10 protein-coding genes, 2 tRNA genes and 1 CRISPR repeat array are annotated in these 14,183 nt (G+C 50.3%); of the genes, 10 read left to right on the plus strand and 2 right to left on the minus strand.

What is annotated here, in order from left to right:
- Positions 1-14: 14 nt before the first annotated feature.
- Positions 15-89, minus strand: a tRNA-Ile gene (locus BQ5456_RS06545).
- A 68-nt stretch (positions 90-157) separates the two neighbouring features.
- Between BQ5456_RS06545 and BQ5456_RS06550 the strand changes: the two genes are divergently transcribed.
- The 8 genes from BQ5456_RS06550 (at position 158) to BQ5456_RS06585 (ending at position 10,917) form a co-directional block, all read left to right on the plus strand.
- Positions 158-664 (plus strand): hypothetical protein, encoded by a 507-nt coding sequence (locus BQ5456_RS06550; protein WP_143037051.1) that lies wholly within the window; start codon positions 158-160, stop codon positions 662-664.
- Positions 665-703: 39 nt separating this feature from the next.
- A tRNA-Asn gene (locus BQ5456_RS06555) sits at positions 704-775 on the plus strand.
- A gap of 291 nt (positions 776-1,066) precedes the next feature.
- Positions 1,067-4,417 carry a type II CRISPR RNA-guided endonuclease Cas9 gene (cas9, locus tag BQ5456_RS06560; protein WP_071129980.1) on the plus strand — a complete coding sequence of 1,117 codons (3,351 nt, stop codon included), beginning with the start codon at positions 1,067-1,069 and terminating at the stop codon, positions 4,415-4,417.
- Between the two features lie 8 nt (positions 4,418-4,425).
- Positions 4,426-5,313: a type II CRISPR-associated endonuclease Cas1 gene (gene cas1, locus BQ5456_RS06565; protein ID WP_071129281.1), complete on the plus strand. Its 888-nt coding sequence runs from the start codon at positions 4,426-4,428 to the stop codon at positions 5,311-5,313.
- A 5-nt stretch (positions 5,314-5,318) separates the two neighbouring features.
- The gene (cas2, locus tag BQ5456_RS06570) at positions 5,319-5,639 is read left to right on the plus strand and encodes a CRISPR-associated endonuclease Cas2 (RefSeq protein WP_071129282.1); all 321 of its coding nucleotides are present in this window, start codon (positions 5,319-5,321) and stop codon (positions 5,637-5,639) included.
- A 51-nt stretch (positions 5,640-5,690) separates the two neighbouring features.
- Positions 5,691-6,637: a CRISPR direct-repeat array (repeat unit 37 nt; unit sequence CAAGCATATCAGGGGTAAATAAGAACTGAATCCCAGC).
- Positions 6,638-6,755: 118 nt separating this feature from the next.
- Entirely contained in the window at positions 6,756-6,965 is a 210-nt protein-coding gene (locus tag BQ5456_RS06575; RefSeq protein WP_071129283.1) for a hypothetical protein, read from the plus strand.
- Positions 6,966-6,970: 5 nt separating this feature from the next.
- A complete protein-coding gene (locus tag BQ5456_RS06580; RefSeq protein ID WP_071129284.1) occupies positions 6,971-7,204 on the plus strand; it encodes a hypothetical protein in 234 nt (77 codons plus the stop codon).
- A gap of 236 nt (positions 7,205-7,440) precedes the next feature.
- A complete protein-coding gene (locus tag BQ5456_RS06585; protein ID WP_071129285.1) occupies positions 7,441-10,917 on the plus strand; it encodes a hypothetical protein in 3,477 nt (1,158 codons plus the stop codon).
- A 131-nt stretch (positions 10,918-11,048) separates the two neighbouring features.
- On the opposite strand, the gene BQ5456_RS06590 is transcribed toward BQ5456_RS06585, so the two are convergent.
- The gene (locus BQ5456_RS06590) at positions 11,049-11,402 is read right to left on the minus strand and encodes a DUF4352 domain-containing protein (protein ID WP_083378410.1); all 354 of its coding nucleotides are present in this window, start codon (positions 11,400-11,402) and stop codon (positions 11,049-11,051) included.
- A gap of 116 nt (positions 11,403-11,518) precedes the next feature.
- On the opposite strand from BQ5456_RS06590, the gene BQ5456_RS06595 reads away from it, so the two are divergent.
- Together BQ5456_RS06595 and BQ5456_RS06600 are read left to right on the plus strand one after the other, a co-directional pair.
- Positions 11,519-12,361: an ABC transporter ATP-binding protein gene (locus BQ5456_RS06595; protein ID WP_083378411.1), complete on the plus strand. Its 843-nt coding sequence runs from the start codon at positions 11,519-11,521 to the stop codon at positions 12,359-12,361.
- Positions 12,346-14,049: a hypothetical protein gene (locus BQ5456_RS06600; RefSeq protein ID WP_071129287.1), complete on the plus strand. Its 1,704-nt coding sequence runs from the start codon at positions 12,346-12,348 to the stop codon at positions 14,047-14,049. The genes BQ5456_RS06595 and BQ5456_RS06600 overlap by 16 nt, the downstream gene beginning before the upstream one ends.
- Positions 14,050-14,183 lie beyond the last annotated feature (134 nt).

Genomic DNA, 14,183 nt, shown 5'->3' on the forward strand with positions numbered 1-14,183 from the left:
AAGGAACGCATGGGTGCCCCGTGCGGGACTTGAACCCGCGACCCACGAATTATGAGTTCGCTGCTACTAACCAACTGAGCTAACGGGGCGCATCTAGCCTACCGGATGGCGGGCGGATTATTTAATTTCGTTTAGGGTGGATAACGTGATCAACATTGTGCGAAGACTGAAGGGGCGCAGGGTTCCAGACGCCGTGAAAACCGTCCTCACCTCCTCTGATAGGGTTTTTGAGTACCTAAAGGTGGCGGAGGATCACTTCCTGGTGGTGACCATGCAAGCACTAATGGACGTGGAATCTGCGCAGGTGAAGTCACGTTTTGGTTGGGATGAGGTTTCTCACGCCCGCTGGGATAGTGAGGCGGGTACGTTGCGAATGGTTTTTCACCAGGGCGATGATCTGATTCTTACCCCGGCGGAAGCTCCTACACACAACTTTATGGACATTATTCGGGAGGCTCTTAGCGAGGCGCAGGTGTTCATCACCCCCTTAGAGTTGCCTTCTGGTCAGAGAGTTAGCGCACAGATATTGCGTGACGATAACCGCAATTTACGTTTGTATCCCCCTATATCTAGCTTTGAAAACCTGGATGACCAGCGATATCTGCAATCAGTAGTGCGTGAGTGGGAACAGAAATTGGGGATTGTTATAGACCTAGAAGATTAGGAAGTTTTCGCCCTCTCAAGGTAGGCTTACATTCGTCGATCCCCCATAGCTCAACGGTAGAGCATTCGACTGTTAATCGAAGGGTTACTGGTTCGAATCCAGTTGGGGGAGCTCAAAACCTCAGTGCTTCAGGCACTGAGGTTTTTTATTTTAGTGCTGGTTGACGGGTGTTTCAAGTCTGTTATCTGGATGGTGATTACCCCCGACAGGTGACTCTATTCGGCCGAATTGCTTGCTCTTTTTTAGAATTGACCTTAGAGTTAAAGGGAACTGAATCTCAGTAAGCTTCGCCTCGTTAGCGAAGTTGAATGCTCAGCCTTTTGGCTATTATTTCCACTTCATCTTTTGGGGTGGAAGTGTGTTTTCTCCCACTTTTCTATGTTATTTGCTTATCCTTGTTCTATGAACGACAAGGAAATTACTCCCAAAGACAAGCGGCGTTATCGGATTGGCATTGATGTAGGGCGGAACTCTACTGGCTTCTGCGCTCTTGAGATTGATGATGACGACAATCCGATTTCTTTTTTGAATCTTTCAGTGCTGCTGCACGATGCTGGTGTCGGTAAAGATGGTGGTAAAACCCAGGAAACTCGGAAGGCTATTTCTGGACGAACCCGCAGAGCGCGCCGTCTTATTAGGAATAGGCGTCGGCGGCTCGCGGAGTTGGATCAGTTTTTGGCTGTCCTCGGTTGGCCGCTACCGGATTTGGAAAAGTATCCCGACCCGCACGAACCGTGGAAAGTCCGTGCTCTACTGGTTGAGGAATATATAGAAGATGAACAGCTACGCCATGAAAAACTGGCGATTGCGATTCGGCATATAGCGAGGCATCGAGGCTGGCGCTCGCCTTGGGTGTCGGTTAGCAGTCTGCATGTTTCGCACCCGGAATCCGATGAAGTCATTGCTTTGCGGTCGCGAGTTGCAGAAAAAACTGGGCGAATTTTGCCCGAAGACTTAACCCCGGGCCAGCTGCTTTACCTTCTTGATCGCGGGGAAAAGATACGTGGCGATGCCGGTATTTTGGCTGGGAAACTCTTGCAAAGTGATTACGCCACAGAACTTAAAAAGATTTTTTCCCGTCAGGAAATAAGCGAAGATTTGGGTGAGCAGTTAATCGATAGAGTTTTTGCGTCAAAATCACCCAAAGGTAGCGCTGCCGAAAAGGTGGGGAAAGATGCTTTGCCAGGGCAGGAACATTTAGATCGCGCTGAAAAGGCTCATCCGGCTTTTCAGCGTTATCGGATTGCCACCATTATTGCTAATCTGCGAATTCGTGAGGATGAGGATGGACAGAAAGAACGCCGTTTGACCGGCGAAGAAATGAGTTCCTTGTTCAAGTTCTTAAGCGACCCAGACCGCAAGAAGGTTCCCACCTGGATAGAGGTGGCTAAAGTTTTAGGGATAGAACGCCAGGATTTGCTCGGAACCGGGAAATTGACGGCGGATGGAGAGCGAACCGGGAATACTCCGCCGGTTGATGAAACGAATATCCGTTTGACTAAATGCAGTATTAAGCCAGTGCAACAGTGGTGGCGTGCAGCCAGTTACCTGGAAAGATGTGCGTTTATTGAGCAGATTTCTCGCGCATCCGCACCCGGGAAAGCTACCAGCCGAGAAGAACAGATAGCTGCTGATTTTGTCGCCAGTCTGAACGATGAAGACTTAGAGAAACTAGAGTCCTCGGTGAGGCTCCCTATCGGCAGGGCGGCCTATTCGGTAGAAAGTTTGGGACGGATAACCGAACGAATTTTGGCCGATAATGTCGATTTGCAGCAGGCACGGGAAGCAGAGTTCGGGGTTTCCCCGGAGTGGAAGCCTCCTGCGGTTCCGGTGGGCGAACCGGTGGGAAATCCGGTGGTGGACAGGGTTTTGAAGGGAGTTAATCGCTGGTTGCTGCGAGCAGAAGCCGAATGGGGCATACCGCAACAGGTCAATATCGAGCACGTGCGCGAAGCCTTCATGTCCAAGGCAAAGGTAAATGAACTGCAACGTTTCCAAGCGCAACGTTTTAAGAAGAACGAGGAGGCGCGGCAGCAGATAGAGGGGAGTCAGAATCTTTCGGGGTTGCCGCGTATCGCTGCGATTCGCAAGCAGCAGGCGCTGCAGCGGCAACATTGCGAGTGTCTTTACTGTGGAACCCATATTACTTTTGCTACTGCCGAAATGGATCACATCGTTCCGCGGCGAGGGGTGGGATCTACGAATACCAGGGATAATCTGGTGGCAGTTTGTAGGCGGTGTAACCAGGAGAAAAGTAATATTCCTTTCGCGGTTTGGGCTGCGCAAACAAGTATTCCGGGGGTTAGCCAGAAAGAGGCGATTTCTAGGGTTAAAGGTTGGTTTACCGATACTTCCGTTAAAGATGACAAAAGTTTGCGGGCGGGAGTGATTGACAGGTTATCGCGTACTAAAGCAGACCCCGAGATTGATAACCGCTCTATGGAAGCAGTCAGCTGGATGGCGCGTGAATTGGCTCATCGGATTGAGCAGCGTTATCGCACCCCGCAGGCGCAGCCGGCGACAGCAAATCATAATAGCGGAGGGGAAGCAACAGACTCTGAAAATAAAGTTAAGGTGCGAGTCTTTAATGGCTCGATTACCGCTGCTGCCCGACGAGCTTCAGGTTTTGAAGGACGGGTTAATCTGATTGGAGGACGGGGAAAAACCCGTCTGGACAGGCGCCATCATGCGATGGATGCCGCCACCATCGCGATGATGCGCCCGTCAGTAGCGCAGACTCTGGTGGAGCGAGAGAATCTTCGGCGGGGACAGATTATGGCTGGTGGTGAGCAAAATTGGAAGAGCTGGAAAGGTAGTACTTTTGCTCAGCAAAAGATCTATGCGGTTTGGCTAGAGCAGATGCGTTATCTGACAGAAATCTATAACCAAGCATTGGCTGATGACCAGATTCCAGTGTTCTCTAATTTCCGTTTGCGGCTTGGGGACGGGAAACTGCATGAGGAAGTGAAGAAACTTCATCGTAAACGCCTGGGTGATGCCTGGTCGATGAATGATATTGATCGGGCAGAAACCCCCGCTTTGTGGTGTGCTTTGACCCGCTTGCCTGACTTTGTGTGGGCAGAGGGTCTGCCGGCTAATCCGGAACGAAAAATAGTGGTTAATGGCAGTCATTTTGCTGCAGATGACAGTGTCGGGATCTTCCCAACGAATGCCCCTATGTTGAAGCTGCGTAACGGTTGCGTGGAGGTGGGAACTTCTATCCACCATGCACGGATTTATCGAATTGCGAGTCGCAAGAAACCGGTATATGCGATGCTCAGGGTATTTACGGTTGATTTACCGAATAAAGCTGGGGTTAATCTATTCCAGGTTGATTTACCAGAACAAAGCATTTCGGTGCGTAATGCCGAAAAGAAGTTACGGGAGGCTTTCCGAGAAGGAAATGCCGAGTATCTGGGTTGGCTAGTAGTCGATGACGAGTTGGAACTGGATTTATCTGCGGAAAGAAAAGGAGCAATTGCAGAGCTACTGTCGGAATATCCCGGAATATCGCATTGGTCGGTAGATGGATTCCCCACTAATAGGCAGATTAGGATGCGTCCACTTTGTTTAGCTGGGGAGGGAATGCCGGAAGATGCGCTGCCGGGAACCAAAGAAATCTTACAGGGTCGGGGTTGGTGGCCGGCAATCAATAAGATTTTTTCAACCTGTAAACCTTTGGTAATTCGCCGTGACGTGCTGGGAAATATTCGCGAAGATTCCTCGCGGCTACCCAGTAGCTGGTCTATATAGGAGTAAACATGTCTGCCTGGCGGATTATTGATTTAACGCAATTTTCTGGGTCGATTTCCTCTAAAACAGGAGCCATAGTCCTGCACCCAGAAGATAAACCGCAGGTGGTGCTGCCAGTGGCTGATGTTGCGGTGGTTCTTATCGGGATGGGAGTTAAACTCTCCGGGGCTGCGTTGCACCGTTTAACCGCTGCAGATGTGTGTGTATTGCTCTGCGATTGGCGGGGGATTCCGGAAGCGGGAGCTTTTGCATGGCGACCTCATTCTCGGGTCGCCGCGCGACGGGTGGCACAGGCGGGTATGAGTGTGCCTAAACAAAAAACTGCGTGGAAAGCAGTGGTTAGGCGAAAAATAGAAAATCAGGCGAAAACCTTGGTGTTATGTGGGAAAGCAAAAGGCAGCAAGAAGTTGTTGGAGCTCGTAAGCCTGGTACGTTCTGGTGATCCCGACAATATCGAAGGCAGAGCAGCCCGTTATTATTGGTCGGCGCTATTCGGGAAAGAGTTCTCGCGTCAACCGGGGTTGGGTGATGGCGTCAATTCTATGCTGGATTATGGATATACAATTGTGCGCGGCCATGGGGTAAGAGCAGTGCTAGCAGCCGGTTTAGAACCATCACTGGGGATATTTCATCACAATCGGGCTAATCTATTTTGCTTGGTGGACGATTTGATGGAAATCTTTCGACCGCTGATTGATTTGGAGGTTTTTCGCCTCGAAAAGGCCGGTAAATCTTCTACGGCTGATTGTAAAGCCGAGCTGGTGGCGGCGGCCAGTAGCCAGTATCGTGACGATGGTATCGGTATTCCTGCAGCTTTTGAGGATCTCGCTCAGTTATTTGGCCTTTATGTAGAGAGTCAAGTAAAAAGCTTTTCTCCTCCTAAATGGTTTAAGTAGTTTCTATGAGTAAGAAACCTATGTGGTGCCTGGTGATGTTTGACTTGCCGGTGGACACCGCCCGCCATCGGCGCGAAGCAAACGCATACCGGCGAATGCTTTTGGATTTAGGGTTCAGCATGGTGCAGTTCAGTGTCTACGCAAAATACACTCCGGCGGGATTAAGTGACGTAACCACTATCGGTCAAGTCCGTGCCGGTATTCCTCCCGAAGGAAACGTTCGTATGCTCTTCTTAACGGATAAGCAATGGTCTCGGACGTTCCATTTTTCCAACGGAACCCCTAGCAAAGCAGAGGAAAAACCGGAACAACTATCAATTTTTTGAGGAAAAATTAGACGCAAAACCCCATACAACCTGGGATTATTTACCCCTGACCAAGCATATCAGGGGTAAATAAGAACTGAATCCCAGCAGTAGAACCACCACAGCAAACCGCCGCCCAAGCATATCAGGGGTAAATAAGAACTGAATCCCAGCTAACCGCAGACCAAAACCTAATCATGAACAAGCATATCAGGGGTAAATAAGAACTGAATCCCAGCTGTAATTCCGGCTCCCATCCGGCCGGTACAAGCATATCAGGGGTAAATAAGAACTGAATCCCAGCTCAGTAATTGGCACTTGCCTATCTTTACCAAGCATATCAGGGGTAAATAAGAACTGAATCCCAGCAAACCGGAAAAACCTTTACCGACGCGCTCAAGCATATCAGGGGTAAATAAGAACTGAATCCCAGCGCACATGGGCTATGTACTAGCGGCAGCGCAAGCATATCAGGGGTAAATAAGAACTGAATCCCAGCACCTGTGTGCTGGTTATGACGGGAGAAACAAGCATATCAGGGGTAAATAAGAACTGAATCCCAGCTAATAGGTAAACGGGTATGGAATCACGCCAAGCATATCAGGGGTAAATAAGAACTGAATCCCAGCAAACCGGCCGCACTTTTACAGACGCGCTCAAGCATATCAGGGGTAAATAAGAACTGAATCCCAGCTTTCAAGCCTGGTAATGACCGGTAACGCCAAGCATATCAGGGGTAAATAAGAACTGAATCCCAGCTTATGGGGCGTAAGGTTGTTGTTACTGTCAAGCATATCAGGGGTAAATAAGAACTGAATCCCAGCACGCCGCTTGCGTATTGGTGGAGAAACGCAAGCATATCAGGGGTAAATAAGAACTGAATCCCAGCTTAGCGGGCGTATAACGCCGGTCTAAATCAAGCATATCAGGGGTAAATAAGAACTGAATCCCAGCTGATGCACGATAGGTTCTTTGCCTTCGCCAAGCATATCAGGGGTAAATAAGAACTGAATCCCAGCATGATTTGGTGGACGATGAGCGGATAAACAAGCATATCAGGGGTAAATAAGAACAGACCGGGAAAACTATTGGTAACAATCGTTGACAAGATGTGATTTGGTAACTAACGTTACCAATGTGATTAAGGACAGTGCGCATAGGCACGGCTTCACCGACGAGGCGATAGCTCATGCTTATAGCAATGCCATTATCGTGCACTTCCTGGACGGGTATCAGATTCTTATCGGGCCAACTCCCAATGGTGAACTCCTGGAAATAGGGGTTAATCAAGACGGGGACATCTTTCATGCTATGAAAGCCAGACTGAAATTCTTGAGGAAAGGGTGAATTGAATGAAAACTGACGAAGAGTTACTTGCAGAAATCGCAGCGGATCCCGAACCAGAGATGACTATTACTGATCCCGCCTTGATTAAGGTTTATCAGGCGCTGGTGGAAACGGTTAGGGCAGATAAGCGACTTGATGAAGCGGTTAGGGATGCCCGTGAGCAAGGTCAAACCTGGCAGGCAATCGGTGAGATCATCGGTATGACCCGCCAAGGGGCGATGAAAAAGTTCGCTGCCTAGGTAGATTAGCTCGCCGGTTGCGGCGGGCTATCTGAGTACCGGGTGAGGTAGTGTAGGGCGGGTTTTACTCGCTAGTAGCACCAGTGAGACTTACGTCCGTTGAGGAACGTTAATCTACCTGATAAGATTTTCATCGTCTGTTCTGGTGTTTCTAATCATCGTTAGCGGGCGCTCCAATTTCAAAGTTGAGGGTTGAGATAGGTCATTGAGGGGTGACCTAAAGGAGAAAAAACTTAATGAAGCAGCATGCCACAAAACTAACTGCCACCGGATTCGCTTTAGCGTTAGCGGGGGTGCTACCAGCTACCGGGATTGCGCAGGCCGCGCCCGAGCCTACCGCGCCCGCTGATCCCGCAGGTGCTGAGCAGCAAAACCAGCAGGGCAATCCCAAAATAAAATCGGCAAACGAGCTGGAGGCAGCGAAGAAAGCGGCACAGGAGAGCGCCGCGAAAGCGGCGGAGGCCGATAGTAATGCTCAGACAGCTACGAAGAAGGCGCAGGACGCTGCAAAGAAATCCGGAGAGAAGTCTGCGGCCAGTGAAAAGGCAAAGAAAGACGCCCTCGATGCCCTAGCTAAAGCACAAAAAGAGAGTGCTCAAGCGGCAAGTGATGCTGCCAGCCTGCTTGATAAAGCAAACGAGAAGAAAACAGCTGCCGAGAGCGCCGCAAAAGCTGCGGGTGAAGCTCTTACTAAAGCCAAGAAAGCTAAAGCCGAGGCCGATAAAGCGGTTGCAGATAATCCCGCTCCGGATGCTGGGGAGCTGCAGGCCGCCAAAGATAAGGTGACTGCCGCTGAAAAAGCCAAGAAAGTGGCAGATGCCAAGGCGGCAGAAACTGAAAAGGAGCTAGCAGAGGCGCAAGAGAAGGCGAACATTGCGCAAACGCAGTTGCAGACAGCTCAAGAGGAGAAAGCGAAAGCTGAAACTGCGAGGCAAGTGGCAGATGCCGATGTCAGCGCCAAGCAGCAAAAGGTAAATGAGCTGGAAGCCAAGGTAAAACAGCTTAGTGAGAACGCCGATCAGGCATTAAAGGACGGCCAGGCGGCCGTAGAAGCAGCGAAAGCCCAGGTGCAGTTGGCTAAAGACGCTGCTGCGCAACGGAAAACCAAGCTAGATAATGCTCAGAATGTAGTCACCGCGGCACAAAGTGAGCTGCAAGCAAAACGAGATGCGGTAGAGCAGGCGAAGAGTAATAAGGCCGCAGCAGAACAAGCTGTGCAGACGGCCGCAAACCAGGTTAAAGCTGCTCAGGGTGAGCTGGCTAAGGCTGAGGCTGCCTCAGCTGCCCGTCGAGGTGATACCGCAACTGCCAAGCAGAAAGCCGATGAGGCTAAAGCCGCGCAACAGAAGGCAGAAGAGAATCTGGCAAAGGCACGGGAAAACAAGCAGAAAGCCGATGCCGCGGTAAAAGCTGCAGAAACCGAAGTAGAAAATGCTGAAAAAGCGGTCGCGGAAGCTAATACTAATTTCAAAAAAGGCAGCTTCGGGTTCTTCGAAAGTGTAGGAGCAACGGATGCTCTGGAAATTCTGAACGATAAATCCACGAAGACAAAGGCCGATGGCACTCTGGTTAACGGTACATTGAAGCCGGGAGCCGACGATGACACCACCAACTTGAACAATATGAAAGAAGCTATCGCCTGGGTACGAGTAGTTAATCAGTATCGTGCCAAGGGTGGACGTAATGGTGAAAAACTTGACGATTACGTGATTACTGACCGCCTAATGGCGATCGCTCAGGCGCAAGCCAACTGGTCCAGATACCATATAGGGCACTCGAGCGCCTTTGGGGTGGCAGAAAACCTAGCGTGGGGTAAAAGCGATCCGGTTGCCAGGTGGTACGCCGAGAAGTCCATCTATGACGATGCCGTGAAACAGCATCCCGATATGGCGACTATGTCTTCCTACAATATTATGATGAAATACCCTGATATATATCCAGACATTGGACACTATTTAAATGTCGTGGGGCACTCTACTGCCACCGGTTTTGCTGGCGCTTCCGGTCCAGGGATTAAGTACGGAGCTGTTTGGGGTGAAGTCTGCGACGGGGTTGAGACAGGAGAAAAAACCTATACCGTTGACGAATACGAAAAACGGTTTATGGAGTACTACAACTCGGTGACTCCGGAGGGTGCAAAGCAGAAGCTAGCGGACGCGAAAGAGAAGCTGGCAAAGCTGAAAACAGCGGCAAAAACTGCCGATGACAAGATAGCCACAGCTAAAGCAGCGGTAGCAACCGCAGAAGCTAAAACCCAGGAAAAGAATAATGCCTGGAAAGCTGCCCAAGATAAAGAAGCCGAAACGGCTGCGGCAGTAGAAAGTGAAAAGCAAAAGGTTACGGCGGCGGAGAACGATAAGAAGGCTGCCGAAGGCGTGGTCGCAGAAAAAGAACAGGCAGTGCAGACAGCTGCAGAAGCCGTTACTGCTGCAGAAGGTGCCCTCGAGAACGCTAAAGCCGGCGTAACTACTGCGCAGGAAGCCCTCGAACTAGCGCAGCAGAACATTAAAGACAAAGAAGCAGCGCAAGCAGAGAAAGAAAAAGAGCTCGAGGAACTGGCTAAAGGTACGGCTTTAGGAGCCGCGCAGAAAGAATTATCCGAGACTAAGGCAGCGCTTGCTGACGCAAAACCTCAAGCCCAAGCAGCTGCCGCCCAGCTGCAAAAGGCGACTCAGGCGCAGCAGCTAGCGGAGCAAGCTAAAACGGCAGCAGATAAAGATCTGGAGGAGGCGACAACCGCAAACCAGCAGGCAGTTGAGGCAGTAAGTCAGGCGGAAAATGAGCGTTCGGCCGCACAGCAGGCGCTAAATCCGCTAGCTGAACAGCAGATAGCTCATGATCTGCTGGTAGCTAAGGCAGAAAAGGTAGCTCAAGACCTAAAGCAGGCGAAAGCTGCCGCTGACAAAGCAAATAAAGACCTGGAAGTAGTAACCAAAGTCGCCACCGACCTGCAAAATGAGCAGAAAGCTAAGCAGGCGTTGGCGGAGAAACTGAAGGCTATAAAGGGGCAGAGCGCCTTGGAAAATGGTCTGGACGCTGCCGATAGCGACCTAGATAATCTGGGATTGCCCGCCCTCTTTAATACTTATCGGAATGCGAATACCGCTGCTAAAGATGCGCAGAAGAAAGCAGATGAACTAGCGAGACTGGCCAAAGAGGCGGAGGATTTCCAGAAGGCGGCTGCCGAGGTTAATCGGCAAGCCCAATCTAAACTCGCTGCCGCCCAGGCAGAATACAGCCGCTACCATCAGGTGCAAGCTGCCGCTTCCACAAACCGGGTGCGCTCTTTGGCGCCTGGGGACACATTGCAAGTTCATTTCACGGGATTTAGTCCTGGGAGTAAGAACCGGGTAATCATGCATTCGACCATCGTTGACCTGGGAATCCATCCAGCGGTAGGCAAAGGTGAATTCTATGTATCCGTGCAAGTACCAAAGGAACTAGGTGCTCATACCATTACCGCCACTAATGAATGGGGCGAAAGCGCCAGCTTCAAATTTGAAGTAGCCGAGAAACAACCGGTGAAACCTAGCGGCAAAAAAACCGTCAGAACTGTGGTAGTTAAAGGTGCCAATACTGGGAAACCGGCGGCCGGCGAGCAAATGCCGGTGACCGGGGTGTCGGTAACTACCTTGCTGGCGTTGAACTCGCTAGCGGTAATCACCGGAGTGGGATTGGTAGCCGCCAGTCGCCGTCGATCCCAGGAGGTCTAGGAAGCCAAACTTCCCTAAGTAATTAAAGGTTGTCCCCGGGCTTACTAAGCCCGGGGACAACCTTTACTCAATTAACTAGCCGGAAAATACGCAGCTAAAAATGAGAGATAAAAATAGTTTAAATTAAGAACCTATTTCAGTCGCCAAGTAGCCGTGGCTTCTTTATCTATGATGTTTCCGAAGTAGGAAATGCTGGCAGCGTCAGGTTTGACTGGAACAATCCCGGTCACGGTTCCACCGGCTTTTAAGGATCCGTCACCTAGGGGTTCTTCGTCTAGAACCGGAAGTTCGGGATCTTTCATATTTCCTGAATCAGACGTTTGCTTCCAGTCAAACTGGTTGTAATCTACTGGTTCAGACCCGGTATTTTTGTAAGTAACAGTAACAAGCAGATATTTTTTATCAGCCTGATCAGTCTTTTTCGCTTTAGAATCAACCGATATTTGTAAACCATTGTCCAAAGTAACCGTTTTCCCGATAGCCAGCTTGCTGTTATCTGTATTTTTCTCGCTCTTCTAGGAATCGCCGGCAGCGGCTTTGCCCTCCTAGAATCCGCCTGTCGCACAGTTGGCGAATGGGGGGGGGCTGTTAGTCTTTACCCATGGAACATAAACTCCCCAAACCTAACCCCAAACCTAAGCTGGATTCACCAGAAAAACCGGAGAGGCCCGCACCAGAACCCGCGGGGATAGTTAATGCGATAGATGCTCAGGACGTGGTGAAACTCTACGGCAATAACCTTGCCTTAGATCATCTTTATCTGCAAATACCAGCTGGTTCATTTTTCGGGCTGGTAGGTCCTAATGGGGCTGGAAAATCCACGTTTCTGTCTATCGCTACCGGTCTTTTAGAACCCGACAGAGGCACAGTTTTCATTAATGGCATCAGTATGTGGGACGAACCGGTAGCGGCAAAGAGAGCGTTGGGGGTATTACCCGACGGGATGCATATGTTTGACCGTCTCAGCGGGATTGAACACTTAACATTTGTCGCTCAGCTGCGCGGTCTTGATAAACAGAGTGCAATTCAGCGCTCCCGTTCACTTTTGCAAACATTTGAACTGCCGCTAGATAAAAAGAAAACGATAAGCGAATACTCAACCGGTATGCGCAAGAAAATCGGTTTAGCTTTAGCGCTGGTAACCTCCCCGCGCCTAGTGGTTTTGGACGAACCTTTTGAAGCGGTCGATCCGGTTTCGGCAAACACCCTACAACAAGTGTTAAAAGAATATGTGAAGCGAGGGGGAACAGTAGTGTTATCTTCCCACGTGATGGCGACCGTGGAATCATTATGTACCCATGTGGCAGTGATTAATCAGGGTCGTATTCTGGTGTCCGGAACCACCGAAGAAGTCGCGGCAGGGCAAGACCTCAACTCGCGCTTCCTACAGTTGGTAGGGGGACATCAGCAATGCGAAGGAGACCTGTCATGGTTGGGACGCTAATCCGGTTAAACCTGCGTTTGCAAACCAAACAGTTCACTAAACAGTGGTGGCGAATAGTCCTCGGTGTCCTAGCTATCATCTACGTGGCATTTATATTACTTGGGGTGGCAATCGGCTTTTGGCAAGCAGGTCGCGCGGGGCTTACCGCTCCGATTCAAATCTATTACGCGCTGCTTATCGTCCTGATTTGGATGATGATGGTATCGGCATCGGTAGCTGGTGAACAAAGCCTGACCCCCCAGGCGTTAAGCCCCTATATCGGCCCTACCCGGCGCTCAGCCTACGGATTGCTCGCGGCTAATATCGTCAGTGTTTCCTCTTGTATAGTTTTCGTTATCTACGAGGTGTCGCTGGCGGGGTGGCTAGCTGCCGGTAGCCTTGGTGCGAGTGTGCTTACCGTTCTAAGTGGGCTGCTAGGGGTATTTTTGATTGCAGCGCTCACTCAGATATTGCAAACTCGGTTGGTGTCGCGATTAACTGCCAAGCGCGCTAGCTCTCGCCAGCTTTTTACCGGTATCGGTATGCTGGTGGTAATCGCTTTGGGATACTTGCTAGTGACTATGATTCAGCATTGGTTTGCCGATAGTGGTGGCGCAACCGCGTTTTTCCCGCTGCTGGTGCAAAAACTGACTGGAAGCACGGCGCAGATTTTTTGGTATTTCTTGGCACTTACTCCGCTTGCTCCTTTCCTGCTTGCTCCTTTCGTGATGGCTCACTTTTATTGGGGGCTGGCGCTCTCCCTCGCCTCTACCTGCTTTTATGGAGTTCTAATCTTGAGGGCGTGGCCGAAGGTTTTTGCGAATGCTCTAATGGGGCGGGGGCAGGTTTTAGCGGAAGTATCCGCTGCCAAGAACTTAGATGCGTCCTTTAACGAAAATGGTGAGGACGTCTGGAGGATTCCTCTGTTAGCTCGAGTGTTACCCCTGTCGCCGGTAGGGCAGATTCATTGGGCAAGAATAAGTTATTACCAGCGAAAAGACCCGCGCCAAATTATTTCCCTATCTTCGATACTGTATGTGGCAGTTATTTTTGGGATTATGTTGTGGGCAAACCATCCCTCGGGAGAAATGGTTTTTTGGGCGTTGAACGGAACTATTTTGCTGGTAGCGGTGACGGCCGCAACTGCGCTGCTGAATATGTGGTCCAATGATTCTTCCGCCTACTGGTATCAGATTATTGGCGGGGTTGCCGGTAAAACTGACAGAACCGTGCGTGTTGGGGTTCTTGCTAGCTATCAACTTCCGGTGATGCTGGCGATTACTTTGATTTTTGGTTTAGCGCTGAAAATGGACACCTCCGCGATTTTGAAATCTGTCTTTTTAGCCTGCTGCTACCTGTTAGTGGCTTTGGGCGCAGATTCTTTGATTTCTGCGGTGGTTACTATCCCCGGTCCGGCGCCGGGACAGTCGGCTCTGCGTAATAATTCGGGCGGAAGCGGAAAATCTATGCTGGCTGCCATGGCATCCTCAATGGCGGCGTTATTGCTGTGTGCTCTCCCTTCGGGATTAATTGTGTTGGTCTGCGTCCTTTTGGATACCTCTTGGGTTTCGCTCTTGATAGCTGCCCTCATTACCGCTGCGGTGCTGGTGGGGGGAATCTACGGCGGCGGAAAACTGTTAGAACGTTTCCAGGTGCGTAATCTACGCCGAGTGATGGCGTGGCCAAAACATATATATAGCGGGGAGTAAACTAATAACGCCCAGATAGGCGTGATTTGCCGCGTATAGGGTGACGAATTTTGGGTTAGTGCCTAAAAATTTTCGCGTAGTTTTCTGTCACTTTGGCATTAAAACTGGTGAGAAGCGCTAACAACCACCCTAAA

It is taken from the genome of Varibaculum massiliense (assembly GCF_900106855.1).
GTDB lineage: Bacteria > Actinomycetota > Actinomycetes > Actinomycetales > Actinomycetaceae > Varibaculum > Varibaculum massiliense.